We start from the raw sequence: 25,445 nt of genomic DNA, 5'->3' as shown, positions 1-25,445 counted from the left end.
GGCAACGAATACAGTAGGACTGCAACACCACTTCTACGTGATGTAGAAAGAAGTGGAAGTCCTGAGAGGGGGAGACTGATGGCCGGCACCCACGTGCGCATGGTGCGCGCCGCAGCGACCGCCGTCGTCGTCTTCTTTCTTGCCGCAGGCGCGCACCTCGCCGGTGGAGCGTCGCTTCCCAACCCCCTGATCCTCGGCACGTTGGCCGTCACCACGCTGCTTGGTGTCACCCTCCTGTCGCGGAGAAAACTCCCGCTCCCCTCCGTCCTCGGCATCCTGTGCGCCGGTCAGGTGCTCCTGCATGAAGCATTCATGACGCTTACGATGACGGCGGCATGCGTCCCTGCCCCGCGCGGCCACTTCGGTCCGCAGCAGGTGCACTGCGCGCCGACGGGCAGACTTGAGCACGCGCACGCCTTTTCGATGTTTGATAGTCCGCTGATGCTCGGTACCCATGCTGCCGCCGTCGTCGTCACCGCACTGATGCTGTATCACGGGGAAGCGGCGCTGGAACTGGCTGCGCAGTGGCTGCGGCCTCTCGTCGCGCTGCCGCAGCCTGTCATCCACCCGCCGTTGGCAGACCTGCCGCTTCTTCCCGAGAGTCCGGTCCGCAACTACCTCGATCCGCTGCTGAACATCAGGCCGCTGCGCGGCCCACCCCTGCCTACCTCTCACTAATCACATAGGCGCTGCTGCTTCCAGTTGCGTCGATTTCCACTTCAGCTGTCCCTGGGGCAGCACCGTTGAGAGGTAACACCATGAAGACTTCAGTTCGCCGTACCCTGACCGCCGCTGCCGCAACGACCGGCATGGTGAGCCTTGGCCTCGCGGGCGCCGCTGCGCACGTCACGATCACTCCCGACACAACGGCGGCCGGGGCATACGCCCTGCTGACCGTTGGGTTCTCCCACGGCTGCGACGGCTCGTCGACCAACAAGCTCACCATTTCACTGCCGGAACCGCTGGTGGACGCAAAGCCGGAGATCGTGCCCGGCTGGACGGTGGAAAAGGTCACCGAAACGCTCGATGAGCCGCTGACCCTGGACAACGGGAGCAGCGTCACCGAACGCATCGGACAGATCATATACACGGCTGAGACTCCTGTGGAGGACGGCTACCTGCAGCAGTTCGACATCTCCGTTCAGCTCCCGGCCAGCGAGGGTGAAACGATCGCGTTCCCTGTCCTGCAGACCTGTGAGAAGGGTGAAACCGATTGGGCGCAGATCCCCGCCGAGGGTGAGGACCCGCACACCCTCGATGCTCCGGCACCGACCATCACGCTGACGGGCGCTGAGGAGCACGGTCAAGCAGAGGAAGCGGCAGCCGAACCCGAAACCGCCGCTGAACCCACCGGTCTGGAGAGTGCGTCCGCCAGCAATGACACATCGGGCGCAGCGACCGCGGGCTACGTTGGACTGGGGGCGGGGCTTCTTGGCCTGATCGCCGGCGTCGCGGCCCTCCTGCGCACACGCAAGGCCAGGGCATAGGGAAATAACGATCCCTGCGTCAATCAGCCACGCACCGTCGAGGCTGTTTGACGCAGGGAACCTTCCCCATGAAGGTGGTCCTATGACTCCCCGCGCATACGCTGCCCGCCTGCTAGCTGCCTCGGTCGCCCTTGGAACGCTCACCCTCACCGGGTGTGCGCCCAGCGATCCGGCCGGGAAAGGGACGCCGGCGACATCGTCGGCCAGTGTCGAGCCGACGACCGCGGAAGCCGATCCGACGACTGAACCCACTGGATCGGAATCAGCATCGGCGGAGCCCACCGAAAGCAGTGAGCCGACCGCGTCAGTGACGGCCGGCACGACAGCCAGCCCGACGGCGACGCCCGCGGAGGGCGTGTGTACCGCCGACATGCTGAGCGCTGTCCTCGAAACGGAAATGGGCGGCGGAGCAGCGGGAAGTGTCTACCGGCAGATCATCTTCACCAATCTGGCTGAGGAGGAGTGCGAGATCACCGGTTACCCCGGGGTTTCCTACGTCGATGCGGCAGGCAACCAGGTGGGCGCTCCTGCAGACCGGGATCCGGGTGAGTCCGCCGAGGTGATTCTGGCTCCGGGCGAGTCCGCTATAGCACCCGTGAAGCAGACCAACGCCGAGAATTACGGAGCGGAGTGCCGGCTGACGGAGACCGTGGGGCTGCTCGTGTACCCGCCGAACGAAACCGCTGCGCTGATCGTCGACCAGGTAGGCACCGCGTGCGCGTCCGAGGACATCGTGCTGATGACGGTGGCCCCCACCAAGCCGCTGGCACCCTAGCGGCGCAGCGCACCGCCGCGCTCCTCCCCCACCTGACAAAATGTCGGAGGGGTAGGAGATGATGAATCGATGACATCGGTGCTTGAGAAATTCACGCCCGCCACGCGCCAGTGGTTCGAGGGCGCTTTCTCCGCACCCACCCCCGCCCAGGAGGGTGCATGGAACGCCGTGTCCGCCGGCTCCCATGCTCTCGTCGTCGCACCAACGGGCTCAGGCAAAACCCTTGCCGCGTTCCTGTGGGCGCTGGACAGCTTCATTGCACGGCCGGTCGAGGGCAAACGGTCAACCCGTGTCCTATACATCTCGCCGCTGAAGGCGCTCGGCGTCGATGTGGAGCGGAACCTGCGCGCTCCCCTCATCGGCATCACGCAGACCGCGAAGAGGCTCGAACTGCCGGCTCCGTCCGTCACGGTGGGCGTGCGCTCCGGGGACACCGCGCAGGCCGAGCGGCGCGCTCTGCTGACGCGTCCGCCGGACATCCTGATCACCACACCGGAATCGCTCTTCCTCATGCTCACGTCCCGCGCGAGGGAAACCCTGATGGACCTGGACACGGTCATCGTCGATGAGGTCCACGCCGTCGCCGGCACAAAGCGCGGCGCTCACCTCGCCGTTTCCCTCGCACGGCTCGATGCAATGCTGGACAGGCCAGTGCAGCGCATCGGCCTGTCGGCGACGGTTGAACCGAAGGAGACGGTCGCCCGTTTCCTTGCCGGCGATGCACCCGTGGAAATCGTGTCCCCGCCCTCGAAGAAGTCGTGGGACCTTACGGTCACCGTCCCTGTGGAGGACATGACGGAGCTTGGCGGCGCCCCCAGCAATGACAACGACGGCGGCCCCACTCCCTCGCCGAGTATCTGGCCTCATGTGGAGGAAAAGATCGTCGACCTGATCGAAACCAAGCGGTCCACGATCGTCTTCGCCAACTCCCGACGGCTGGCTGAACGTCTGACCGCCCGCCTGAATGAGATCCACGCCGAGCGCCTCGAAGCGGCAGCGTTCTGGGATTCACCGGGTGAGGCGGCTCCGGCCGAGCAGGCGGAACCGAAGCGAACCCCGGCCGAACTGATGGCCCAGGCCGGACAAACCGAGGGAGCTGAGCCGCTGCTTGCAAGGGCCCACCACGGCTCCGTGTCAAAGGACCAGCGGGCCCTCATTGAAGATGACCTGAAGTCAGGCCGTCTTCGCTGCGTGGTGGCGACGTCGTCGTTGGAACTGGGCATCGACATGGGCGCCGTGGACCTCGTGATCCAGGTCGAGTCACCGCACTCGGTGGCCAGCGGGCTTCAGCGAGTGGGCCGTGCGGGGCACCAGGTGGGTGAGATTTCCGAGGGTGTTCTCTTCCCGAAGCACCGCGGAGACCTCGTGAACACCGCGGTCACCGTCGAGCGGATGCTGGCGGGGCGGATCGAGCCCCTTTACATTCCCACCAACCCGCTGGACATCCTGGCCCAGCAGACCGTTGCAGCCGCTGCCCTGGGCACTATCGACGTCGAGGAATGGTTCGACATCGTCCGCAAGTCAGCTCCCTTCGCGACCCTCCCCCGGTCCGCTTTCGAAGCCACCCTTGACCTCCTCGCCGGTCGGTACCCATCGGACGAGTTCGCGGAACTGAGGCCCCGCATCATCTGGGACCGCGTCGAAGGGACCATCACGGGACGGCCGGGCGCTCAACGACTGGCTGTCACGTCCGGCGGCACCATCCCCGACCGCGGATTGTTCGGTGTCTACCTCGTCGGGTCGGAAGATGCCGGTTCGAACCGCGGCGGCCGGCGGGTCGGTGAGCTCGACGAGGAAATGGTCTACGAGTCCCGGGTGGGTGATGTCTTTGCCCTAGGGGCTACCAGCTGGCGTATCGAGGACATCACCCACGACCGCGTGCTCGTCTCCCCCGCATTCGGGCAGCCCGGCAAGCTTCCGTTCTGGAAAGGCGATTCGCTTGGGCGACCGGTGGATCTCGGTCGGGCACTGGGAAAGTTCGTCCGGGAGCTTTCCAGCGCGTCGGATGACGACGCCGTTTCCCGGTGCCGCGCGAGCGGCCTGGACGAATGGGCGGCCGGCAACCTCCTGGCCTACCTCCGCGAGCAACAGCAGTCCACGGAAGTGGTGCCGAGTGACCGCACGCTGGTGGTCGAACGCTTCCACGACGAGCTCGGCGACTGGCGGGTTGTCCTCCACAGCCCGTTCGGCATGCCGGTGCACGCACCGTGGGCGCTCGCGGTCGGCGCCCGGCTCGAGCAGCGGTACGGCATGGACGGCTCCGCCATGGCCTCCGACGACGGCATCGTGCTGCGGGTGCCCCTCATGGAAGACGAACCGCCCGGAGCGGACCTCTTCCTCTTCGATGCGGACGAGCTGGACGGCATCGTCACCGCACAGGTGGGCGGCTCCGCGCTCTTCGCCTCCCGCTTCCGCGAGTGCGCGGCACGCGCGCTGCTGCTGCCGCGGCAGAATCCGTCCAGGCGCAGCCCGCTCTGGCAGCAGCGGCAACGCTCCGCCCAGCTGTTGGATGTGGCGCGCAAGTTCCCGACCTTCCCGATCATCCTTGAGACGGTCCGTGAGTGCCTGCAGGACGTTTACGATCTTCCTGCGCTGAAGGACATTGCGGGGCAGATCGACCGCCGCGAACTGCGGATCGTCGAAACCACCACCTCGCAACCATCGCCATTCGCCCGCACCATGCTGTTCGGCTACGTCGCGTCGTTCCTCTACGAAGGGGATTCCCCGCTGGCGGAGCGCCGTGCCGCCGCGCTCTCCCTCGATCCCACGCTCCTGAACGAGCTGCTCGGGCGCGCGGAACTGCGTGAACTGCTCGACGCCGGCGTCATCACCGACACCGAGCAGGAACTGCAGCGCCTCGCTCCCGACAGGAAGGCGCGGGGGCTCGAAGGCGTAGCCGATCTGCTGCGTCTCCTCGGACCGCTCACGCCCGCGGAAATCGCCGACCGATCCGAAGAGCCCGAAGAAGCCGCCACCCACATTGACGCGCTCGTCAAAGCCAACCGCGCGCTGCGGGTCAACGTCGCCGGTGCCGAACGCATCGCCGCGGTGGAAGATGCCGCCCGGTTGCGCGATGCACTCGGAGTGCCGCTGCCCATGGGCGTTCCCCTGGCCTTCATCGAGCCGGTCCCGGACCCGCTAGGTGATCTCGTCGGCCGCTACGCCCGCACCCATGGCCCCTTCACCGCAGCCGAAGCCGCCGCCCGGCTGGGACTGGGCGTCGCCGTCGTCGTTACCGCCCTGCAGCGGTTGTCAGCGGACGGGCGCGTGGTGGAAGGCGAGTTCCGGCCCACCGCGGCCTCTCCCGGGCATGAGGCGGCGTCCAGCGAATGGTGCGACTCCGAGGTTCTCCGGCGGCTCCGGCGTCGTTCACTCGCTGCGCTGCGGCACGAGGTGGAGCCGGTGGACCCGGCAGCGTACGGGCGGTTCCTGCCCGCATGGCAGCACGTCGGCTCCGGGCTTCGCGGGCTCGACGGCGTGGCCACGGTCATCGACCAGCTGTCCGGGCTGCCTATTCCGGCGTCGGCCTGGGAACCGCTGATCCTGCGTTCGCGGGTCTCAAACTACAGTCCCGCGATGCTCGATGAGCTTGCCGCGACCGGCGAAGTTGTGTGGTCCGGCGCGGGATCGCTGCCGGGCAACGACGGCTGGATCTCGCTCCACCTCGCCGAGAACGCACCACTGACCCTGCGGCCAGATCCCGAATTCGAGCCCACAGCCCTGCAGCAGGAACTTTTGGAATTGCTCGCCGGCGGCGGCGCGTACTTCTTCCGCCAGCTCGTTCAGGGCCTTGCCAACGGCGATCAACCCGGCGACTCAGCCGTGACTGCGGCACTGTGGGATCTGGTCTGGGCCGGCCGTATCGGCAACGATACGTTCACCCCCGTGCGGTCCCTGCTCGCCGGAGGAAAAACGGCCCACAAGCAGCGCACCCCCACACCGCGGGCGCGGACGGCGCGGATGGGAAGGCTTGGCAGGGCGCCTGCACTAACCGGCAGCAGCCTGCGTGCGTCCGGAATGTCGGCCGGGAACGACGGCGGCCCCGGCTACCAGCGCAGCACGCCGCCCCAAGTGGCCGGCCGGTGGTCACTGCTGCCCGCCGTCGAGACTGACACCACCATCCAGGCCCATGCCACCGCGGAGCTGCTCATGGACCGTTACGGCGTCCTCACCCGCGGCTCCGTTGCCAGCGAGGGCATCCCCGGCGGGTTCGGGCTCATGTACAAGATGCTGTCCCGGCTGGAGGAAATGGGGCGCTGCCGCCGCGGGTACTTCATCGAGCACCTCGGCGCCGCGCAGTTCGCGGTGCCGGCCACCGTTGACCGTCTCCGCTCGTTCAGCGCCGACGCGCGTCCGGACGCCGCCGTCGTCAGGAAGCCCACCGCCGTCGCGCTCGCCGCCACGGACCCGGCGAATCCATTCGGCGCGGCGCTGGGCTGGCCCCAGCACAACGGCGGGCACCGGCCCGGGCGAAAAGCAGGCGCCCTGGTGGTGCTCGTCGACGGGCAGCTCGCGCTGTACGTTGAACGCGGCGGAAAAACGATGCTGACCTACACCGAGGACTCCGACTCGCTGACGGCTGCGGCAGCAGCGCTGGTGGCCGTGATCCGCCAGGGGGCAGCGGACAAGATGGCCGTCGAGAAGATCAACGGTGAATCGGCGCTCGATTCCGCAGCCGGCCGGGCACTCGCCGACGCCGGTTTCTACAGCACACCGCGTGGATTGAGAATCCGTGCCTGAGGGAGATACCGTCTGGCGGGCCGCGCGGGATCTGGACCGGGCACTGCACGGCAGGGAGCTCACCCGCTGCGACATCCGGGTACCGCGCTTTGCCACCGTGGACTTCACCGGGCGTACGGTGCGCGGCGTTATTGCGCGCGGAAAGCACCTCCTCATCCATGTGGAGGAAGAGTGGAGCATCCACTCGCACCTGAAAATGGAGGGCCTCTGGCACGTCTACCCGAAGGGTGGAAAGTGGCGGCGCCCGGCCTTCAAGGCCCGCTGCATCCTGGAAACCGCAACGTCCACGGTTGTGGGTTTTGAGCTCGGTTTCCTCCGTGTGATCCCCCAGGACCAGGAGGACGACGCCGTCGGGTACCTGGGCCCCGATCTGCTCGGACCGGACTGGGATGCGGAAGAAGCGCTGCGTCGATTGCGCGCTGACCCGGACCGTCCGATCGGCCTGGCACTGCTTGATCAGCGGAACCTCGCGGGCATTGGTAATGTTTACCGGTGCGAACTGTGTTTCCTGGCCGGTGAGCACCCGCTCACCCCGGTGGGCGAGGTGAAGAACCTCCCCCGCATGGTGGAACTCGCACACCGGCTGCTTGACGTGAACAAGGAGCGGTCCAACCGGGTCACTACCGGCTCGATGCTGCGTGACCCGCTATGGGTGTACGGAAGAACCGACCGGGGTTGTCTTCGGTGTGGAACGCGGGTGGTCCGCAGCGAGCTCGGCGACAACGAACTTGAGCAGCGGGTGCTTTACCACTGCCCGCACTGCCAGCCGGCGCGGGTTCGCGGGTGACCCCGAGGCGCGCCCGCACCCGGCCAACCGTCCGTACCGCCCCGACCATCCGAATTACCGACCGAGGGAGACCATGAGCTGGCTCAGCACGCTCCCGGGCTTTCTCATCGCGCTGTTGGTGCTGGTCGGCCCCGGCCTGCTCTGGGGTGCGCTTTTCGGGCTGCGGCGCCTCACCCTGCTGGCCCTGGCTGGTCCGCTGAGCGTCACCGCCGTCGTCGTTGCATCCGAAGCGGCAGCGTTGGCGGGAGTCCGCTGGTCGCTTGTTCCACTGACCGGGGCCACCGCCGCCGTGGGAATCGTGCTCTGGCTGATCCGTCGACGGCTGGGTGACGCCATAGCCACCGATCCCGGCGGGCCGTTGCGGCCGGTCCTGATCGCCTGGGCCGTTGCCGCGGTCCCCATCGGCCTGATCACGCTGTGGATCTTCGGCGACCCGGAGAACATCGCGCAGTCACACGACAACATCTTCCACCTCAACGCCATCCGCTACATCGCCGAGACCGGCAACGCGTCCTCCCCGGACCTTGGGTACCTGGGAACGCGCACCCCTGTCTTCTACCCGGCTGGCTGGCATGCGCTCGTTACCGTAGTCATGATGTCCTCCGGGTTGTCCATACCGGCGGCCATCAACGTGGTGAACCTCGCCATCGTGCTGGCGATCTGGTGCGTCGGCTGCCTCTTCCTCGTCACCCGGGTGACCGGCGAGCGCCGCAGGGCCCTGTTCAGCGCCGCCGTGCTGTCCGGCGCCTACAGCAGCTTCCCGTACCTCCTGTACGAGTTCGGAGTGGTGTACCCGTTCATGCTCTCCATCGCCATGCTCCCCGCGGTGCTCGGGCTGGTGGTGCAACTGATGCGCGTCGGTGCACCCCTGCGTACGACGGCGGCCGCGAACCTCCTGCTGCTGCTCGGCGTGCTCCCCGGGTTGGCGCTGGCGCACCCGTCATCGCTGGTCGGCGCAATAGGTCTCAGCCTGCCGATCGTTCTGGCAGCCGCGTACGGCAACCTGCGCAGGGGCGGCGGATCAGCGTGGCGCACGCTTGTTCCCATGGGCGTTTACCTGCTGGTCCTCGCGTCCGCGTGGATGCTGCTTCGGCCCGCCCGCAGCAGCTCCGATAACTGGGATGAGCTCGGCAACGCGGGCTATGCCCTGTTGGAGGTAGTGCTCCAGTCTCCGCTCTACCGCCCCCCTGCCTTTCTCGCAGCCGTCCTGATGTTGGTCGGTGCTGTCGTCGTCCTCCGACGGAAGCGGCACCGCTGGACACTGGCCCTGTACGCGCTGGCCGCGATGCTCTTTGTGACCGGGAACTGGAAAGAGGCGCCGGACCTGCGGTGGATCGTGGCCGGCGTTTGGTACAACGACTACTTCCGAATCAGCGCCATGCTGCCGGTGGGCGGGATCATTATCGCGTCGATCGGAGCGGTGGCACTCATCGACGCCATAACCCGGCACCCGAAAGTGCGTTCCTTCGGCCGTAACAGGAGCGGCAGGCACGTGACGGCGGCCACCGTCGTGCTGGTTCTTCTGGGTGTGGCGTTGGCGCCGCTGGGTGCGGTGCAGCGCGGAGTGGCAGAAGCTGCCTGGAAATACCGGTTCACCGACAACTCGGACCTGCTGACCGCCGATGAACTCGCACTGATCGAGCGGCTTCCGGAGACTGTGGAGGAGGGTTCAGCCATTGTGGGGGTACCGCTGACCGGCGCATCGCTTTCGTACTCCTACACGGGAATTCCTACGCTGCTGCCTTATGGAACCCTCCCTGCGTTGCCTTCCGGCAAGATCATCTACGAATCCCTGGACGAGCTGACCACCAACCCCGAGGTCTGCCCTGCCGTCGAGGAAACGGGGGTGCGCTACGTGCTTGACTTCGGGACCAGCTCGGTGCACCGGGGAGAAACGGAAGTGGCGCCGGGGTTGCAGGACCTGACCCGGGAGAACGGGTTCGAACGCGTGGACAGCGAGGGGACGGCCGCGCTCTACCGGGTCTCCGGGTGCTGAGTGTGAGCGAGGGCTGTGAATGCAGGCCGCAGTCCGTTCGCTACCCTTGAGAGGTGATGCAATCCCCGCTCCCGGTCCGCAACGGCGTCAATGCCACGCGGCTTCGGCTCCCCTCGGAGGGCCCCTGGGGCACTGCGTTGGAGTACATCCTCGACCGGTGGAACCATGTAGACCCGAACGGAATCGCCGAGCGCTTCGACCGCGGTGAGGTTGTTGCCCTCGGTGGCGAACGGCTGACCCGCCAGACTCCGCTGAGCGCACACACCTTCATCTGGTACTACCGTGAACTGCCGGTGGAGAAACGTCTTCCCGTCGAGCTGAGCATCCTGCACCAGGACGAGAACCTCCTAGTGGTGGACAAGCCCCACTTCCTGCCCACCACGCCGGGCGGGATGTATGTAGCGGAGTCGGCGCTCGTGCGGCTGCGGGTGCAGCTCGACCTGCCGGACCTAATTCCCATGCACCGCCTCGACCGGATGACGGCGGGCATCCTGATGTTCTCGACCAACCCCGCCACGCGCGGCGCCTACCAGCTGCTTTTCGAGAACCGCCGCATCCGCAAGGAGTACGAGGCCGCTGCCCGCATCGATCCGACGCTGGAGCTCGACTCGCATCCGCGCACGGTCCACAGCCGCATCGTGAAGTCCCGGGACTATCTTCTGGCGCAGGAGGTACCCGGTGAGCACAACGCTGAAACACGCGTGCAGCTTCTCGAAGAACGGAACGGTGTGGGCCGCTACCGGCTCCAGCCGCACACCGGCAAGACGCACCAGTTGCGGCTGCACATGGCGGGCCTTGGTCTCGGCATCCTGAACGATCCGTTTTACCCCGTCCTGCAGCCCCAGCGAGAGGACGACTACTCAAAGCCCCTGCAGCTCCTTGCCCGGCACATTGAATTCGTGGATCCACTGTCGTCCCGGCCGGTGTCGTTCACAAGCGGCCTGGAACTCTCCACGCTCGCCTGATGCCTCAGGCGGGACAGGTCATGAAGGGTATTGCGCTGTAAATTGGTGCAGGTGGACCTGTCAACGCTCTCAGAGTGGTCCCTGATGATCCACCCACTCACGCTGCTGGTTGTGGTGGCTGACGTTTTCGCGCCCATCATGCCGTCCGAGTTCCTGGTCATCGCCTCCGGCTCGCTGGCGTCCGAAGGTTCCGTGCTGCTTCCCGTATCCCTCCTGGTCGCCGCAACCGGCAGTCTGTTGGGAGACATCGCGCTGTACCTGCTCTTCCGTAAGAAACTTACCCACTGGCTGGACCGCTTCCGCTGGGGACGCAAAGTCCACCGTGGAATCCGGAATGCCGTCGAGAAAGCGGGAAAATCCCCCACTTACGCGGGTCTGGTTGCACTGCGTTTCCTTCCGGGCGGGCGGACCGCCGGGATCGCCGCCGCCGGAATAGCCGAGCTGCCCCTCCGCCCGTTCCTCGCATTTGCGGCACTGGGTGGGGTGTTGTGGGCATGCTGGCTGGTGGGCCTCGGCTACGTCTCGGACGTCACAACGGGGTTCCCCATGTGGGCCAGTGCACTCCTGGGAATGGGGGTGGGTACTCTGGTGGGACTGATCATTGCAGCGTTCTTTGCGCTGAAACAGCGCCGGGAGGTCCGAAAGACACATGAGCATGCCGACTCCGTCCAACCACCGGCTGCCCCAACCCCCGCACGAGCCACCCCGGAAGACCACCGAAGCACCTCCTCCGAATCTACCGACGGAAACGAGCAGCGTCCTTGAACGGCTGAGGGCCGCGAGGCCCAAGGCGGCAGCTTCTTCCGGCGATGAAGATACCGGAAGGACGACGGCGGCCGCCCAGTCCGCACCGACCGAGGCCCAGTCGGCACCGACCGAGGCGCCCGGCCAATCGTCTCCCGCACCTGCAGATTCCGGGTCAGGCCCCGAGGGAGATCCTCAGTCGGCCTCAGCTAAAGCGGAGGAGAAAGCCCACGTCGAGAGGCTCAGGGCAGCGCGTGCGGAAAAGCTGAGGGCAGCGTCCGCCGCCGCCTCCACCTGGGCCATAAATTCAGGAAAACGAACGGCCGCCTGGACAGCGACCGCATCCCGAGGCGCTGCCAGAAACGTCCGCTCCTGGAAGGCCGAACTGATTCGGCAGATCCTGGTCACCCTCACTGTCATCGGCGCACTCGCTGCGACAGCCTACGCGGCCGGACTCCTCGGCGAAGGGCCCGGGATCTGGACCGCGGACCTGCTTGCGCCGGACCTCACACTGGTCTCTCCCAATCTCTATTCGCTGTACATCTGGGTCCTGATCGGACTCGGCATGGTGGGGTACGTGGTCCATCAGTGGCTGCCGAGCCAGGCGCACAGCCCCAGGCATCGCCGCCTCGGTTGGGTGGTGATGGCCTCGCTGCTGTTGAACCTCACGCTGGCCTGGGTGATTCAGGCGGACCTTTACGCGGCCAGTGTGGTGCTGCACGGTGTCCTGCTGGTCCTGCTTATGGTGTCCCTGCGCTGGCTGAACCGGTGGTCTGCGGCCACGCGGCTGGAGGGAGCGCTCGTCGATGTGCCTCTCGGACTGTTCCTTGGCTGGACCGGCTTCACGGCGTTGAGCCACACCGCAGCGGCGCTTTCGCTCAGCGGTTTTTCCTGGCTCACGGAGGACGCGTTCGTCTGGGCGCTCGTTGGACTCGGCATCGTCGTGATTGTCGGGAGCGTTGTCTGCTCGACGGACCGCGGGCGCATCGCCGTGGCGCTGGCGCTGGTGTGGGGTATGGGCTGGGTCATGGTCGAGCGGGTGTTCGGGCAGCCGGCATCGATGCCGACCGCCGCGGCGACGGCGCTGGCGGTATTCATTGTTCTCATTACTGCCGGTTCACGCCGCCACCGCGTCGATCACTCGTACCGCCGGGCTTTGCGCCGGCGCCAGACTGCCAACCTGCCTCCGATCAACCTGGCAGATGAGGACGACGACGAATACTACGAGGACGAGGACGAACTGCCCGAGGACCCTGGTACCGAGCCTCGAGTCAGCAGGAACGACTAGCTCTCTTCGAGCGTGCAGCCATCCCTGCTGACTCGACCTGGCTCGATGTCAATGGGGTTGGGTCGAACGGTTAGTCGGAACCGACCGTAATCGCGATCTTCCCGCGCGTGTGGCCGTCCATGTTCGCTGAGAACGCGTCGGCGGCCTTCTCCAGCGGATAGGTTTCGGCGAGCACGGGCTTCACCCTGCCTGCTTCGATAAGGTCAGCCAGGGTGGAGAGATCCTCAGCGACCGGCCGCACAAAGATGTACTGCCCGCCGTGCTCCTTCACCGCTGCATCGGCGATCGAGGCCACGCGCCCCTCCCGCGTCAGCACCTTGAGGGACGCCTGCCAGTCCTCGCCGCCCACGAAGTCGACGACGGCGCTGACACCGTCGGGAGCGATCTCACGGACACGGTCGACGACGCCGTCACCGTACGTGACGGGTTCGGCGCCGAGTTCCCGGAGGAAGTCATGGTTACCCTCGGAAGCGGTAGCGATCACGCGGGCCCCACGGGCACGTGCAATCTGGATGCCGAAGGTTCCGACGCCACCGGCGCCGTTGTGGATCAGCACGGTGTCGTCGTCGGTCACGTCCAGCGCGTCCAGGGTTTGAAGCGCGGTAAGGCCGGTCAACGGGACCGTGGCCGCCTCCGCCCAGGAAAGGTTCGAGGGCTTGCGCGAGAGCGTACGCACCGGTGCGGAGACCCGCTCCGCGAAGGTGCCCTGGCCTACGGTGTCCATCCGCACGTACCCCATCACCTCGTCACCGGCAGAGAATTCGGGCACCGCGGGCCCCGGCTGGATCACGACGCCGGCAACATCCCAGCCCGGAATGACCGGGAAGTGCGCGGTGATCGCGCCGTCAAGGTATCCCGCCATGACCTTCCAGTCCACGGGATTGACCGATGCTGCCTTCACCTCGATGAGGACCGTGTCCGGACCGACCTTGGGTTCCGGCTGATCGCCATACTCGAGGACTCCCGGGTCACCGTACGTTGAATAGAACGCTGCTTTCACTGCTGTTTCCTCTCATCGGCACTATGGGTTCTCTCGGTGGAACCTCAGGACCCCGCCGCAACATTCCGCACGCAGCCGTGTGACGGGTCACAGTGGCCGTTCGTGAACGAACGGGCCCTTCAAGCGTTATCCGTACACTCGTGTTCATGGACCTGTTGGACGCGGGACGGATCGTCGCCGGGCTGGTGCTGCTGGTACTGGGCGGGGAATTTCTGGTCCGAGGGGCGTCAGCCCTGGCCCGACGAGTGGGCATTTCCTCTTTGGTGGTCGGACTTACGGTTGTTTCGGCCGCCACCTCGGCCCCGGAACTCGCGGTCACCATCGGCGCTGTTCTGCGCGAGGAGCCCGGATTGGCCGTGGGCAACGTAGTCGGCAGCAATATTGTCAACATCCTCCTCATACTCGGGCTCTCCGCCCTTGTCATCCCCTTGGCGGTCAACCAGCGACTGGTGCGCTTCGATCTGCCCCTGATGGTGATTCTGTCGGTCGGGCTACTGCTTGTGTGCCTTGATGGGCGGATCAGTTCAGTCGATGGGCTGATTCTGTTCTGCGCGGTGGTGGCACATACGGTGCTGACCGTGGTCATCAGCCGCCGCGTCGCCGGGGAGACTGTTCATGCGGCGGGAATGACCGGGGGCTCGCCCGGCGCTGAGACCGCCGGTACAGATGAGGAGCCGCCTCCGGCTTCTGTCGGAAGATCCGTTCTGCTGGTGGTGCTCGGGGTGGCCTTGCTGGTTGCCGGAGCCACGTTGCTCGTCGAAGGTGCGGTGAACATCGCCACAACCCTGGGGGTGAGCAGCCTCGTCGTGGGTTTGACTGTGGTGGCTGTTGGGACCTCGCTGCCCGAACTGGCGACCTCGATCATCGCGGTGCGTCGAGGCGAGCGGGATCTGGCCGTGGGCAACGTGGTCGGCAGCAACATCTTCAACATTGGAGTGGTGCTCGGTCTGCCCGCGCTGATCGCGTCCGGCGGCATCCCGGTCTCAGACGCTGCGGTGGCGTTTGACATCCCAGTGATGCTGGCCGCCGCCCTGGCCCTGCTGCCCATCGCATTCACCGGGTTCGCAGTCGCCCGTTGGGAGGGCGGCTTGTTCGTGGCCCTATATCTGGCGTACACCGGCTATGTCCTTCTGGCTGCTACCGCCCACGACGCGCTCGAAGGATTCACCGCTGTCATGGCGTGGTTCGTCCTGCCGCTGATCGCAGTAACCCTGATCGCGTTTACTTCCTACGAGATCGGATTACACAAGGGGCGTCAGGCAGCAACGGGCGCGTCAGAGGATCGCTGACACTCCCGTAACGGCCCGGCCGACGATGAGCGTGTTGATCTCGAAGGAACCCTCGTAGGTGTAGATGGCCTCGGCATCCGCGAAGATCTTCGCCATCCGGTAGTCAGTCACGATGCCGTTGCCACCGAAGATCGATCTGCCCAGTGCCACAGTTTCCCGCATCCGGGCCGACGTATAGGACTTGGCGAGTGCTGCCTGGGCCATGTCGGCTCCGCTGTGCTCGAGGTCGTTCTGCACGCTGTGCAGTCCGCGGTCTTCGTCCTGCTGCAGTTGGGCCACACGCGTCATCATGCCGAGGCTGGCAGTGGTGTTGCCGAGCATGCGGACCAGCTGTTCCTGGATGAGTTGGAAACTCGCGAGCGGGCGGCCGAACTGGTGGCGTTCCACCGCGTACGCCCGCGCGGCATCGAACGCGGCGAGCTGCTGTCCCACCGCCTGCCAGCCCACCAGGATGCGGGAGCCCCGCAAGAGGCGCTTGGTGTCATTGAAACTGTTGATTCCGGCGAATCGGTCTGCTTCGGCCACCCGGACGTTGTCCAGCAGGATGTCCGCGTTCTGCACGGTCCGCAGCGCGATCTTGTTCTCGATTGCCGTCCGGGTCACACCGGGAAGCGTGGCGTCCAGGATGAAGCCGCGCACCGAGCCATCCGCTGTGTCACGCGCCCACAGCAGCATGTAGTCACAGAACGTTCCGTTTCCGATCCAGCGTTTTGCGCCGTTGAGGAGCCAGGTGTCGCCGTCGCGGGTTGCCGTGGTGGTCATGCCTCCGGCGACATCGGACCCATGCTCGGGCTCGGTGAGGGCGAAAGCGCCGGTGGTTGTGAGATCCATGGCGTCGTGAAGCAGCCGCGCCTTCTGCTCCTCGGTTCCGAACTCGTGCAGGGCCTCAACGAAGAGGTCGTGGTGCACCATGAAGAAGGTCGCCAGCGACGTGTCGGCACGGGTGAGCTCAGCGATCACCATGCCGCTGAACAGGTGACTGTACCCCTGCTGGACCGGGGTGCTGAGGTTGAGGGCGGCGAGTTTCGGCAGCACCTCAAGCGGGAATTCAGCCCGGTTCCACCAGTCGGTCGCGTACGGAGCCACCTCCTTGGCGAGGAAGTCGCGAACGTCCTGAAGCTTCGCCCGTTCGGCGTCGCTGAGCAGGGACTCGAATCCGTAGAAGTCCGCGGAGGGGAGGCTGCTCTCCATTGAGCTGTCCTTTCGGGGGGTATCCGTAGTCAAAACGATCTATTTGGGAGCCATGCGAATGGCGCCGTCGAGGCGGATCGTTTCGCCGTTGAGCATCTGGTTCTCGACGATGTGTGCAACGAGGGACGCGTATTCGGAGGCCTTGCCGAGCCGGGACGGGTGCGGCACCTGCTTGCCAAGCGAGTCCTGTGCCTCCTGGGGCAAACCGGCCATCATGGGTGTCTCGAAGATTCCGGGGGCGATCGTCATGACCCGGATAAACGAGCGCGCAAGCTCGCGCGCAATCGGCAGGGTCATCGCTGCGACGGCGCCCTTCGAGGCGGAGTAGGCGGGCTGCCCGATCTGCCCGTCGAATGCGGCAACCGATGCCGTGTTGATGATGACGCCGCGCTCCGGCGTCCCGGTCTCGGTCTGAACCGGGTCCGTGGCCGCCATTGCCGCAGCGGAAAGTCGCAGCACATTGAACGTGCCGATCAGGTTGATGTTGATGACCTTGCTGAATTGCTCCAGCGGCAGTACGCCGTCGCGGCCCAGCACCTTGCCGGGCGTCGCCACCCCTGCGCAGTTCACGACGATCCGCAGCGGACCAAGTTCGGACGCTGCATCCACCACTGCCTGGACCTGCTCATCGCTGGTCACGTCAGCCGGCACGAAGCGCGCCCTCTCTCCCAGGGAGTCCGCGAAGCCGGCCCCTTCCGACTGCGGCAGGTCGAGGATTACCACCGCCGCACCGTCCACGTGCAGTCGCTGCGCCGTTGCCTGGCCGAGTCCGGATGCCCCACCTGTCACCAGTGCCACCGTTCCTGCACAGTCCATGACATCTCCTTTGCGTCGAGGGTTGGATCGAGAAGTAATGCGACGAACACGCTCTCCTGCGAGCCTACTGTGATGCAGCGCACTGCAGCATCCATTGCTTGCAGCGCTGTGCACATTGCTCAAACAAGACGATGGCGCCGCGGTTTAGGGTGGCTCTATGCCCACCACTGAGCCTGCCAGAGAACCAGCCGACGCACGTACCGCTGCCGCCGCCGCTTCCGCTTCTATACCCACGGCGTTCGGCCACCGACTGCTCGGTCTTCCCGGAACTCATCTTGCGCGGGTCACTCTCCCGAGCCGGACCGGAGGGCCCTGGCACTACTGGTGGCAGGCGCACTACGTCGATTGTCTGCTCGACGCCGCGGAGCGGGAAGGCGCCAACGACGAAGGCGCGGCGCACCGGATGCGCGCTCGCCGGCTCCTGCGCACGATCCGCCTCCGCAACGGTGGCCGCTGGACCAACTCCTACTACGACGACATGGCCTGGCTTGCCCTCGCGGCCCTGCGCTCAGCCGATATCGCGGGGACCCGGCCACTCTTCACGCTGACGCCGGTCCTGGCGTCGGGGCAGACCCCGGACCTTGGCGGAGGCATGTTCTGGAACACATCCCGAAGCTTCAAGAACACGGCGGCCACTGGGCCCGCGGCCCTGTACTTCGCCCGCATCGGGCGACGTGACGACGCGGCCGGCCTGGTCGGCTGGCTTTTCGCCCGCCTGCAGGACCCGGACACCGGCCTCCTGCTCGACGGCATCCGTATACCCGGCGCGCGCGTGGTTTCCGACATCTACACCTACAACCAGGGCCCGGTCCTCGGGGCGCTCCTCACCCTCGGTGACCCGCAAAGCCTTTCGCGGGCTGAAGACCTCGTCACCGCCGTGGCGACCCACCTTGTGCACCCGACCGGTGCGCTGCGCACGCACGGCGGCGGCGACGGCGGACTCTTCACCGGGATCCTCGCCCGCTACCTCGCCCTTGCTGCCGCAACACCCGCGCTCCCGGAGTCGACCCGCACCACTGCGCGCGCGCTGATTACGACGACGGCGCGCGCCCTGTGGGAGGGGCGCAGTGAGCGTGAGGTCGGGGAGCGCCGTCGTCCTGTCCTGGTCTTTCCAGCTGCGCCCGGGGAATCGGCCGGCGAGGGACCGGTGGATCTGTCCACCCAGCTCCAGGCATGGATGATCCTTGAGGCTGCATCCCGGGTAAGCGGTGAGGTCAGGACCGCTACCGCTCACGGGGCCGCGTGAGCCGTGCGAGGAGAATGCCCGCGGCCAGTGAGCCCAGGGTGGCGACCGCGAGGTCGCCCAGAGTGTCCGGGTAAGTGACGTAGATGTCATCATCCACCCACGCGTTACCGGCCCACTCGGCGAACTCCCAGAGGACGCTGAGCGCCATGCCCAGGAGCACCACCTGAAGCACCACGCCCACCCGGTCCCGTCGTGTGTGCCCTGCTACCGGCAGCAGGCGCACATGCGCAGCCAGGACGTATGTCATTCCGGCTACCGGCCCTGTGCAGAGGCAGTGCACCAGCAGGTCCCACCAGGGAACAACCTCGTACAGGTTCAGGACGCTGCTCCAGCACGCGAAAAGCAGCGCGCATCCGTACACGGTGTCGAATACGGGGTGGGGACGCGCGTAGCGAGACAGGGTGAGTCCGCCGAGAGCCAGGAAGAACACCGCCACGTCGACCGGACCCCACCAGATCACCATGGCAATTGTGCTGAGTACGGCGATACCCCGTACACCGTCCGCGGCGACCTCGGCAGGCGTAGTGGGCCTGCGGATGAGGTCGGCGATCATGGAATCCAAGCCTACTGGCCGAATCCGGCTACGATCGGGGGCATGCCGTCCCTGTCCGTGGTGATTCCCTGCAAGGACGATGCCGGCCCCCTGGCACGCTGCCTCGAAGCCCTCTCCGGGCAGACCGCGGCTCCGCTGGAGGTCATTGTGGTCGACAACAACTCCACCGACAACAGCTCGGAGGTCGCGGCGAGGTGGGGAGCAAGGGTACTCACGGAAACGGCCCCCGGTATTTCCGCTGCCGCTTCGACGGGCTATGACGCCGCCCGCGGCGACATCATCGTCCGGTGCGACGCGGACACCATCCCGCCCTCCGACTGGCTCCAGCGTATCGGCGACCGCTTCACCAGCGAACCTGATCTCGCCTTCCTGACCGGGCCCGGTGACTTCTATGATGCCGGTCCCATCCGTGCCCGGATCGCCGCACTTGCTTACATGCAGGCGTACTTCGTCTCCATGTATCTGGCGATGGCACACTGGCCGCCGTTCGGTTCCAACTGCGCCTTCCAGCGCTCCGCCTGGCAGACCGTCCGCGAGCGCATCCACCGCTACGACCTGAACGTGCACGACGACGTCGACCTGGGCTTCGTGCTCGATCCGACCCAGCGCACCGCTTACGACCTCTCGCTGCGGGTCGGCATCTCGGCCCGCGCCCTGGCCGGGGGTGCGGCCGGGCGCCTGCGTGTTCAACGGGCGTTCCACACACTCGCACTGCACTGGCGTCAGGTGCCGCCGTGGAAGCGCTGGAAGCGAGCAATCAGCGCACGCCGGGAGCGCCGTCGTCGTGCGTTGCCGTACTGATCTCCCGTTACGCGGGTGAGGGGAAACGCTCCGGATAGAGCAGGGGCAGCTGCAGGGTCAACCACGGGCTGAAGGCCCACGGCGCGGCCGCGACCGCTGTGGTGATCTGCAGCGGGTCCGCCCACTGCCATTCCATCACCTCGTCCTCACGCGGAGCTACCGGGGAGGCCGCCCTCGCGGTGTAGACGGGGCAGATCTCGTTCTCCACCACACCGGAAGCGTCCACGGCCCGGTAACGGAAGTCCGGCAGCCGCAGTTCCACCAGCTCCAGCCGAAGCCCGAGCTCGTGCTCCGCCCGGCGCACCACGGCATCCTCCGTAGCCTCGCCCGGGCCTGGATGCCCGCAGAAAGAGTTGGTCCAGACCCCGGGCCACGTGCGCTTGGACAGGGCACGGCGCGTGATGAGGATGCGGCCGCGGTCGTCATAGACATGCGCCGAAAAGGCCAGGTGAAGAGGTGTCGAGGTGGAATGAACCGTCGCTTTGTCCTCGGTGCCGAGCGGCGTTCCGTCGTCGGCCGCCAGGACAACCAGCTCTGCCATCGGGTTCATTTCCCTCCAATGAGTTGCGCGTGTTTACTTTACCTATGGACAAGGACACCACATTGGCTGGTTCCATCGACAACCAGCTGGTGAACGATGTCCTCACGTCCTTCTTTGCCCGGTCCAAGAACCGCGCGGAAGCGCTGCACCCCGATTACCGCACCATGTGGGAGCACCTGGAAGCCTCAACAGCGGGAGGGAAGCGTTTCCGGCCCCGCCTCGTCATGACGGTCTACGGGCTGCTCGGCGGCACCGACCGTATGACGGCGGCGACCGTCGCGGCGTCCTTCGAACTCCTCCACACCGCGCTGATTGTGCACGACGACGTCGTGGACCGCGATTTCGCCCGCCGCGGCGTGCCGAACGTTTCCGGCACCTACCGCAACCGCGCTGCTGCGAGGGGAAACAGCCCGGAGCGCGCCGAACACGCCGGCCTGTCGGTCGGAGTGATTGCCGGTGATCTCGCGCTGTCGAACGCACACCGTCTCCTCGGCGAGGTCGATGCTGACCTCGCGACCCGGCAGCGATTGAGCGATCTTCTCGACGAAGCCATCTTTGCGTCCGCGGCCGGCGAACTACTTGATGTGCTTGCTCCCCTCGACCCCACTCCCCAACCCGTCGACGAAGTTCTCGACATGGCACGCCTGAAGACGGCCGTGTACTCCTTCGAAGCGCCGCTGCAGGCCGGAGCTGTTCTGGCGGGTGCGGAGGAGCGGCTGGTGAACGCGCTCGGAGAGTTCGGCCGCTGCCTCGGCACCGCCTATCAGGTGGCCGATGACCTGATAGGTGTCTTCGGCGATGAAAGCCGGACCGGCAAAGTCGGCTGGGGCGACCTCCGTGAGGGCAAACGAACCACACTCATCTCCCACGCATCTGAACAGCCGCAGTGGCCGCGGATCGCCGAGCTCATGGCGGGGCCGGAACTGACCGCTTCAGGTGCAGCGGAGGTACGGGAACTGCTGATCGAATCCGGTGCCCGGGACCGGTCCATGCAGCTCGTCGCCGACCTTATTGACCGATCCCTGCAGTCCCTGCTCGATCCCTCTGTGCCGCAGGTCCTCCGCGACAGCCTGGCGCCCCTCTCCGATGTGGTGACTGAGCGGGTCCGCACGTGAGCCGGGACCGCGACGCACTCGCCGATTATACGAATGCCGCCCTGAAGTCCTCCGCCGTGGTGCTGCACGCCTACTCCACCTCGTTTGGGTTGGCGTCGCGTCTTTTCGAGGGCGGCGTGCGGCGGCAGGTCGAGTCCGTCTACGCGCTGGTACGCGTTGCCGATGAGATCGTCGACGGCGTCACCTCTGCCGCGGGGCTGTCACCCGAGGAAACCCGGCGGCAGCTCGACGAGTTCGAGCGCGAGACGGAGCGCGCCATGGCCCTCGGGTACAGCGCCAATCTGGTGGTTCATGCCTTCGCCGACACCGCCCGCCGCACCGGTATCAACACTGATCTGACCAGACCGTTCTTCGCCTCGATGCGTGCCGACCTCGGCCAGGTGGAACACACGCCCGAATCCTTCGCGCAGTACGTCTACGGCTCCGCGGAGGTAGTGGGCCTGATGTGCCTGAAGTGCTTCCTGTTTGGGCACGCAGTCAGTGCGGAGGAAACGGCGCGGCTCGAACGCGGGGCGCGGCACCTCGGCGCCGCCTTCCAGAAGGTCAACTTTCTGCGGGACCTCGCCGAAGACTTCACCTCGCTGGGCCGCAGCTACTTCCCGGATGTCTCCCCCGCCAACTTCGACGAGACGCACAAGCGGCTGCTGCTCGAGGACATCGACAATGACCTGCGCGAATCCCGCGCCGTGCTCCGGGGCCTGCCGCCGTCCAGCCGCAGGGCCGTCGCCCTCGCGCAGGAACTGTTCGCTGAACTTGCCGCGAGGATCCGCGCGACCCCGGCATCAGAGCTGATCCGGACCCGCATAAGCGTTCCGAACACCGTGAAGATGCGGATCGCGGCCGCCGTCCTCACCGGCAGGCGGGGACTTGTCCCCTCCGGTCCCAATCCGTCCCATGTGGAGGCACAGTGAAGGCACGCATTCCGTCCGGACGCACCGTCGTCGTCATCGGAGGCGGTATCAGCGGCCTGGCGACGGCGGCGTTGCTGGCCACGGAGGGCCACCACGTGACCGTGCTTGAGAAGCAGGACGCCGTGGGTGGCCGCGCCCACTCGTGGAGCGAAGACGGCTTCACGTTCGACGCCGGTCCCTCGTGGTACCTGATGCCGGAGGTGATCGACCACTACTTCCGCCTGCTTGGAACCTCCGCCGACGAACAACTGGACCTGGAGAAACTCGACCCGGGCTACCGCTTGCTGTCCGAGGGCTTCAGCGAGCCGGTGGACGTTCCCGCGGAACGACACCGGGTGGTGGAACTTTTCGAGCGGCTGGAACCCGGCGCGGGCGCACAACTGGAGGCATACCTCGATTCCGCGGCCGAGACCTACACCATGGCCACCCGCCGATTCCTCTACTCCACGTTCGAGTCTTTCGCCTCACTGCTGACGCCGGACATCCTGTCACGCCTGCCGCGCCTTGGCCGCCTGCTGCTGGAACCGCTGCACAGCTACGCACGGCGCTACGTTTCCGACCCGAGGCTGCAGCAGATCCTCGAGTATCCGGCCGTCTTCCTGGGAACCTCACCGTTCACCGCGCCGAGCATGTACCACCTGATGAGCCACCTGGACCTCGACGACGGCGTGCTCTACCCCATGGGCGGCTTCACCCGGCTGGTGGAATCTCTGGAGCGGCTTGCGAAAAACGCAGGCGTCACTATCTCCACAGGCGCCGAGGTCCTGGGAATCGACACCACCTCCACAGCCTCCCGGAGGCGTCCCGCCGCGGTGCGGGGAGTCCGCTACCGCTCCGGTGACGGAACCGAGCACAGCTTGGCCGCCGACGTCGTCGTGTCCGCTGCCGACCTCCACCACACCGAGACCACGCTGCTCCCCGCCCACCTGCAGACCTACCCCGAACGGTACTGGTCCCGCAGCACCGCCGGGCCGAGCGCCCTGCTGCTGTACCTGGGCGTCCGGGGTGAACTGCCCCAACTGCGGCACCACACCCTGCTGTTCACCGGGGACTGGGAAGAGAACTTCCGGGCGATCTTCGGCCGGACTCCGTTCATACCCACACCCGCATCGATGTACGTGTGCAAGCCCAGCGCCACCGACCCCACCGTGGCGCCCGAGGGCCACGAGAACGTCTTCGTCCTGGTTCCCATCCCCGCGGATCCAAGCCTTGGCGGCAGCGGCGGCGAGCGCATCGAGCGCGTGGCGGACGCCGTCATCGAACAGCTCAGCGAGTGGGCCGGGATACCGGACCTCGCGGACCGCATCGTGCTGCGGCGCAGCTACGGCCCCGCGGACTTCGAACGCGACTACCACTCTTGGAAAGGCACCTCACTGGGCCCGGCGCATACCCTCCAGCAGAGCGCGTTCTTCCGCGCAGGAAACGTCAGCCGGAAAGTCCAGGGCCTGTACTACGCAGGCGGCTCCACCATCCCGGGCATCGGCATCCCGATGTGCCTCATCAGCGCCGAACTCGTCATCAAACGGCTGCGCCGGGATGTGAGCACCGGACCATTGCCGGTACCGTTGCGCCCGGACAATGTCCGGGAAAACACGGTCGTGTGATGGGCGTTGCCTATTTGCTTTTCCTGCTGGCGTCACTGGGCTGCATGGTGCTCCTCGACCAGCGGCTGCGCCTGTTTTTCTGGCACGACGCCGGCCGTGCCGCTGCCGTCCTCGTTACCGGCGTGCTGTTCTTTCTTGCCTGGGACCTTGCCGGAATCGGGCTGGGCATCTTCTACCGGGGGCAGACCGAGATCATGCTCGGAATCACGCTGGCTCCTGAACTCCCGCTCGAGGAGGTGGTCTTCCTGACCTTCCTCAGCTACCTCGTCATGAACCTGTTCCTGATGTTCAGGCGCGCCTTCGAGACGCGGGGCCGGGACCTCCTCCGCGAGCGCACGGGCGATGCGGGAGGACCCTCGTGACGTACTGGACGCTCAACGTGGGATTCCTCGTCCCGGCCCTCGCGGTGGGAATGGCCGCCGTGCTCATGCTGAAGGGCCGCCGACGCAAGGTTGCGCTGGCAGCAGCGGGGGGTGCCGCCGTCGTCGTGCTGGTTTTGACTGCTGTGTTCGACAACATCATGATCGCTGCCGGTCTCTTCAGCTACGCACCCGGCCTCATCTCCGGCGTCACGGTGGGGCTGGCCCCGCTTGAGGATTTCGCCTATCCAGTAGCTGCTGTTCTCCTGCTGCCGGGCCTCTGGATCCTCCTTGGCGAACGTCGACGGAAGCGGCAGCCATGAAAACCCTACGTACCCTGCTGGTGTCCTCCCGCCCCCTGTCCTGGGTGAACACTGCATTCCCCTTTGCGGCCGCCTATCTGCTGACCGCCGGGCAGGTCGACCACGCCTGGGTGATCGGCACCGTGTACTTCCTGATCCCCTACAACCTGGCCATGTACGGGATCAACGACGTGTTCGACTACGAGTCCGACCTCCGCAATCCCCGTAAGGGCGGCGTTGAAGGTGCAGTGCTCGACCGGACCATGCACGCAGCCACCCTCCGTGCGGCGATCGCCACCAACGTGCCGTTCCTCGCGGTGCTGGTTCTGCTTGGCGGGCCGTTGTCCTGGCTGGTACTGGCCGTCAGCGTCTTCGCGGTGATCGCCTACAGCGCCCCGAAGCTCCGGTTCAAGGAACGACCGTTCCTGGACTCCGTTACCTCAAGCACACACTTCGTGAGTCCAGCGGTCTACGGGCTGGTGCTGGCGAAGGCCGAGTTCACGCCGGCGCTCTGGGCGCTGCTTGGATCGTTCTTCCTCTGGGGCGTGGCGAGCCAGGCGTTCGGTGCGGTGCAGGACGTCGCGGCGGACCGGGCCGGCGGCATCGCCTCCATCGCCACGGTCACCGGCGGTCGTGCGACCGTGCGGTTCGCTATCGCCGCCTACCTTGTCAGTGGCGCGCTCATGCTGCTGACCCCGTGGCCGGGCCCGCTGGCGTCCTTCCTGGTTCTGCCGTACGTCATCAACATCGTTCCGTTCGCATCCCTGGAGGACGACGACGCCGAACTCGCCCACCGCGGTTGGGGCCGGTTCCTGTGGTTGAACTACCTGACTGGATTCTTCGTGACGATGCTGCTGATCTGGTACGCGGCAATCCGCTGACTCCGTCATTTTCGGAATACATCACGCTTCTCTTGCGTAATGTTTTACAAGACA

23 protein-coding genes are annotated in these 25,445 nt (G+C 66.3%); 18 read left to right on the top strand and 5 right to left on the bottom strand.

Annotated features, from left to right (window positions below; all coding sequences use genetic code 11):
- Positions 1 to 78 precede the first annotated feature (78 nt).
- From AC5RTB_RS13975 to AC5RTB_RS13935, 9 genes are all read left to right on the top strand, one after another.
- A complete protein-coding gene (locus AC5RTB_RS13975; RefSeq protein WP_494061663.1) occupies positions 79 to 678 on the top strand; it encodes a hypothetical protein in 600 nt (199 codons plus the stop codon).
- Positions 679 to 758: 80 nt separating this feature from the next.
- Positions 759 to 1,487: a YcnI family copper-binding membrane protein gene (locus AC5RTB_RS13970; RefSeq protein WP_494061662.1), complete on the top strand. Its 729-nt coding sequence runs from the start codon at positions 759 to 761 to the stop codon at positions 1,485 to 1,487.
- Between the two features lie 82 nt (positions 1,488 to 1,569).
- The gene (locus AC5RTB_RS13965; protein ID WP_494061661.1) at positions 1,570 to 2,262 is read left to right on the top strand and encodes a DUF4232 domain-containing protein; all 693 of its coding nucleotides are present in this window, start codon (positions 1,570 to 1,572) and stop codon (positions 2,260 to 2,262) included.
- A 69-nt stretch (positions 2,263 to 2,331) separates the two neighbouring features.
- Positions 2,332 to 7,002 (top strand): ATP-dependent helicase, encoded by a 4,671-nt coding sequence (locus AC5RTB_RS13960; protein ID WP_494061660.1) that lies wholly within the window; start codon positions 2,332 to 2,334, stop codon positions 7,000 to 7,002.
- Positions 6,995 to 7,789, top strand: coding sequence for an Fpg/Nei family DNA glycosylase (locus AC5RTB_RS13955; protein ID WP_494061659.1), 795 nt, complete (start codon positions 6,995 to 6,997; stop codon positions 7,787 to 7,789). The genes AC5RTB_RS13960 and AC5RTB_RS13955 overlap by 8 nt, the downstream gene beginning before the upstream one ends.
- A 73-nt stretch (positions 7,790 to 7,862) precedes the next feature.
- The gene (locus AC5RTB_RS13950) at positions 7,863 to 9,785 is read left to right on the top strand and encodes a DUF6541 family protein (protein ID WP_494061658.1); all 1,923 of its coding nucleotides are present in this window, start codon (positions 7,863 to 7,865) and stop codon (positions 9,783 to 9,785) included.
- Between the two features lie 56 nt (positions 9,786 to 9,841).
- Positions 9,842 to 10,750: a pseudouridine synthase gene (locus AC5RTB_RS13945; RefSeq protein ID WP_494061721.1), complete on the top strand. Its 909-nt coding sequence runs from the start codon at positions 9,842 to 9,844 to the stop codon at positions 10,748 to 10,750.
- A gap of 51 nt (positions 10,751 to 10,801) precedes the next feature.
- The gene (locus AC5RTB_RS13940) at positions 10,802 to 11,515 is read left to right on the top strand and encodes a DedA family protein (protein WP_494061657.1); all 714 of its coding nucleotides are present in this window, start codon (positions 10,802 to 10,804) and stop codon (positions 11,513 to 11,515) included.
- Entirely contained in the window at positions 11,400 to 12,782 is a 1,383-nt protein-coding gene (locus AC5RTB_RS13935; protein ID WP_494061656.1) for a TspO-related membrane protein, read from the top strand. Before AC5RTB_RS13940 ends, AC5RTB_RS13935 begins: the two co-directional genes overlap by 116 nt.
- Positions 12,783 to 12,852: 70 nt before the next feature.
- On the opposite strand, the gene AC5RTB_RS13930 is transcribed toward AC5RTB_RS13935, so the two are convergent.
- Entirely contained in the window at positions 12,853 to 13,782 is a 930-nt protein-coding gene (locus AC5RTB_RS13930) for an NADP-dependent oxidoreductase (protein ID WP_494061655.1), read from the bottom strand.
- 146 nt (positions 13,783 to 13,928) lie between these two features.
- Between AC5RTB_RS13930 and AC5RTB_RS13925 the strand changes: the two genes are divergently transcribed.
- Entirely contained in the window at positions 13,929 to 15,071 is a 1,143-nt protein-coding gene (locus AC5RTB_RS13925; protein WP_494061654.1) for a calcium/sodium antiporter, read from the top strand.
- Here AC5RTB_RS13925 and AC5RTB_RS13920 read toward each other — a convergent pair.
- Complete coding sequence (locus tag AC5RTB_RS13920; RefSeq protein ID WP_494061653.1) at positions 15,057 to 16,262, bottom strand: acyl-CoA dehydrogenase family protein; 1,206 nt, start codon at positions 16,260 to 16,262, stop codon at positions 15,057 to 15,059. The genes AC5RTB_RS13925 and AC5RTB_RS13920 overlap by 15 nt on opposite strands.
- 39 nt (positions 16,263 to 16,301) lie before the next feature.
- Positions 16,302 to 17,078 carry a 3-hydroxyacyl-CoA dehydrogenase gene (locus tag AC5RTB_RS13915; RefSeq protein WP_494061652.1) on the bottom strand — a complete coding sequence of 259 codons (777 nt, stop codon included), beginning with the start codon at positions 17,076 to 17,078 and terminating at the stop codon, positions 16,302 to 16,304.
- Positions 17,079 to 17,235: 157 nt separating this feature from the next.
- Between AC5RTB_RS13915 and AC5RTB_RS13910 the strand changes: the two genes are divergently transcribed.
- Entirely contained in the window at positions 17,236 to 18,324 is a 1,089-nt protein-coding gene (locus AC5RTB_RS13910; protein WP_494061651.1) for a glycoside hydrolase family 76 protein, read from the top strand.
- On the opposite strand, the gene AC5RTB_RS13905 is transcribed toward AC5RTB_RS13910, so the two are convergent.
- Entirely contained in the window at positions 18,302 to 18,877 is a 576-nt protein-coding gene (locus tag AC5RTB_RS13905; protein WP_494061650.1) for a DUF2238 domain-containing protein, read from the bottom strand. The genes AC5RTB_RS13910 and AC5RTB_RS13905 overlap by 23 nt on opposite strands.
- 42 nt (positions 18,878 to 18,919) lie before the next feature.
- Between AC5RTB_RS13905 and AC5RTB_RS13900 the strand changes: the two genes are divergently transcribed.
- Positions 18,920 to 19,678 carry a glycosyltransferase family 2 protein gene (locus tag AC5RTB_RS13900; protein WP_494061649.1) on the top strand — a complete coding sequence of 253 codons (759 nt, stop codon included), beginning with the start codon at positions 18,920 to 18,922 and terminating at the stop codon, positions 19,676 to 19,678.
- Positions 19,679 to 19,685: 7 nt separating this feature from the next.
- Here the strand turns inward: AC5RTB_RS13900 and idi are convergent, their stop codons facing one another.
- Complete coding sequence (gene idi, locus AC5RTB_RS13895; RefSeq protein WP_494061648.1) at positions 19,686 to 20,228, bottom strand: isopentenyl-diphosphate Delta-isomerase; 543 nt, start codon at positions 20,226 to 20,228, stop codon at positions 19,686 to 19,688.
- Between the two features lie 20 nt (positions 20,229 to 20,248).
- On the opposite strand from idi, the gene AC5RTB_RS13890 reads away from it, so the two are divergent.
- From AC5RTB_RS13890 to AC5RTB_RS13865, 6 genes are read left to right on the top strand one after another with little or no spacing between them, the layout of a single operon-like run.
- The gene (locus AC5RTB_RS13890) at positions 20,249 to 21,334 is read left to right on the top strand and encodes a polyprenyl synthetase family protein (RefSeq protein ID WP_494061647.1); all 1,086 of its coding nucleotides are present in this window, start codon (positions 20,249 to 20,251) and stop codon (positions 21,332 to 21,334) included.
- Complete coding sequence (locus AC5RTB_RS13885) at positions 21,331 to 22,245, top strand: phytoene/squalene synthase family protein (RefSeq protein ID WP_494061646.1); 915 nt, start codon at positions 21,331 to 21,333, stop codon at positions 22,243 to 22,245. Before AC5RTB_RS13890 ends, AC5RTB_RS13885 begins: the two co-directional genes overlap by 4 nt.
- On the top strand, positions 22,242 to 23,849 hold the full coding sequence (crtI, locus tag AC5RTB_RS13880) for a phytoene desaturase family protein (RefSeq protein WP_494061645.1): 1,608 nt from the start codon (positions 22,242 to 22,244) through the stop codon (positions 23,847 to 23,849). The genes AC5RTB_RS13885 and crtI overlap by 4 nt, the downstream gene beginning before the upstream one ends.
- On the top strand, positions 23,849 to 24,211 hold the full coding sequence (locus AC5RTB_RS13875) for a lycopene cyclase domain-containing protein (RefSeq protein WP_494061644.1): 363 nt from the start codon (positions 23,849 to 23,851) through the stop codon (positions 24,209 to 24,211). The genes crtI and AC5RTB_RS13875 overlap by 1 nt, the downstream gene beginning before the upstream one ends.
- Positions 24,208 to 24,531: a lycopene cyclase domain-containing protein gene (locus AC5RTB_RS13870; protein ID WP_494061643.1), complete on the top strand. Its 324-nt coding sequence runs from the start codon at positions 24,208 to 24,210 to the stop codon at positions 24,529 to 24,531. Before AC5RTB_RS13875 ends, AC5RTB_RS13870 begins: the two co-directional genes overlap by 4 nt.
- Complete coding sequence (locus AC5RTB_RS13865) at positions 24,528 to 25,391, top strand: prenyltransferase (RefSeq protein ID WP_494061642.1); 864 nt, start codon at positions 24,528 to 24,530, stop codon at positions 25,389 to 25,391. The genes AC5RTB_RS13870 and AC5RTB_RS13865 overlap by 4 nt, the downstream gene beginning before the upstream one ends.
- Positions 25,392 to 25,445: the final 54 nt, after the last annotated feature.

Source organism: Arthrobacter sp. M71 S08 (genome assembly GCF_059089725.1).
Note: the sequence above shows the minus strand (reverse complement) of the source record. Positions and strands in the feature narration are given on the sequence as shown.

Bases quoted from the DNA above. Each gene is read 5' to 3' on its own strand.
- AC5RTB_RS13975 (WP_494061663.1), top strand. From the start codon at position 79: ATGGCCGGCACCCACGTGCGCATGGTGCGCGCCGCAGCGACCGCCGTC.
- AC5RTB_RS13970 (WP_494061662.1), top strand. From the start codon at position 759: ATGAAGACTTCAGTTCGCCGTACCCTGACCGCCGCTGCCGCAACGACC.
- AC5RTB_RS13965 (WP_494061661.1), top strand. From the start codon at position 1,570: ATGACTCCCCGCGCATACGCTGCCCGCCTGCTAGCTGCCTCGGTCGCC.
- AC5RTB_RS13960 (WP_494061660.1), top strand. From the start codon at position 2,332: ATGACATCGGTGCTTGAGAAATTCACGCCCGCCACGCGCCAGTGGTTC.
- AC5RTB_RS13950 (WP_494061658.1), top strand. From the start codon at position 7,863: ATGAGCTGGCTCAGCACGCTCCCGGGCTTTCTCATCGCGCTGTTGGTG.
- AC5RTB_RS13945 (WP_494061721.1), top strand. From the start codon at position 9,842: ATGCAATCCCCGCTCCCGGTCCGCAACGGCGTCAATGCCACGCGGCTT.
- AC5RTB_RS13935 (WP_494061656.1), top strand. From the start codon at position 11,400: ATGAGCATGCCGACTCCGTCCAACCACCGGCTGCCCCAACCCCCGCAC.
- AC5RTB_RS13925 (WP_494061654.1), top strand. From the start codon at position 13,929: ATGGACCTGTTGGACGCGGGACGGATCGTCGCCGGGCTGGTGCTGCTG.
- AC5RTB_RS13920 (WP_494061653.1), bottom strand. From the start codon at position 16,262: ATGGAGAGCAGCCTCCCCTCCGCGGACTTCTACGGATTCGAGTCCCTG.
- AC5RTB_RS13915 (WP_494061652.1), bottom strand. From the start codon at position 17,078: ATGGACTGTGCAGGAACGGTGGCACTGGTGACAGGTGGGGCATCCGGA.
- AC5RTB_RS13910 (WP_494061651.1), top strand. From the start codon at position 17,236: ATGCCCACCACTGAGCCTGCCAGAGAACCAGCCGACGCACGTACCGCT.
- AC5RTB_RS13905 (WP_494061650.1), bottom strand. From the start codon at position 18,877: ATGATCGCCGACCTCATCCGCAGGCCCACTACGCCTGCCGAGGTCGCC.
- AC5RTB_RS13900 (WP_494061649.1), top strand. From the start codon at position 18,920: ATGCCGTCCCTGTCCGTGGTGATTCCCTGCAAGGACGATGCCGGCCCC.
- idi (WP_494061648.1), bottom strand. From the start codon at position 20,228: ATGAACCCGATGGCAGAGCTGGTTGTCCTGGCGGCCGACGACGGAACG.
- AC5RTB_RS13875 (WP_494061644.1), top strand. From the start codon at position 23,849: ATGGGCGTTGCCTATTTGCTTTTCCTGCTGGCGTCACTGGGCTGCATG.
- AC5RTB_RS13865 (WP_494061642.1), top strand. From the start codon at position 24,528: ATGAAAACCCTACGTACCCTGCTGGTGTCCTCCCGCCCCCTGTCCTGG.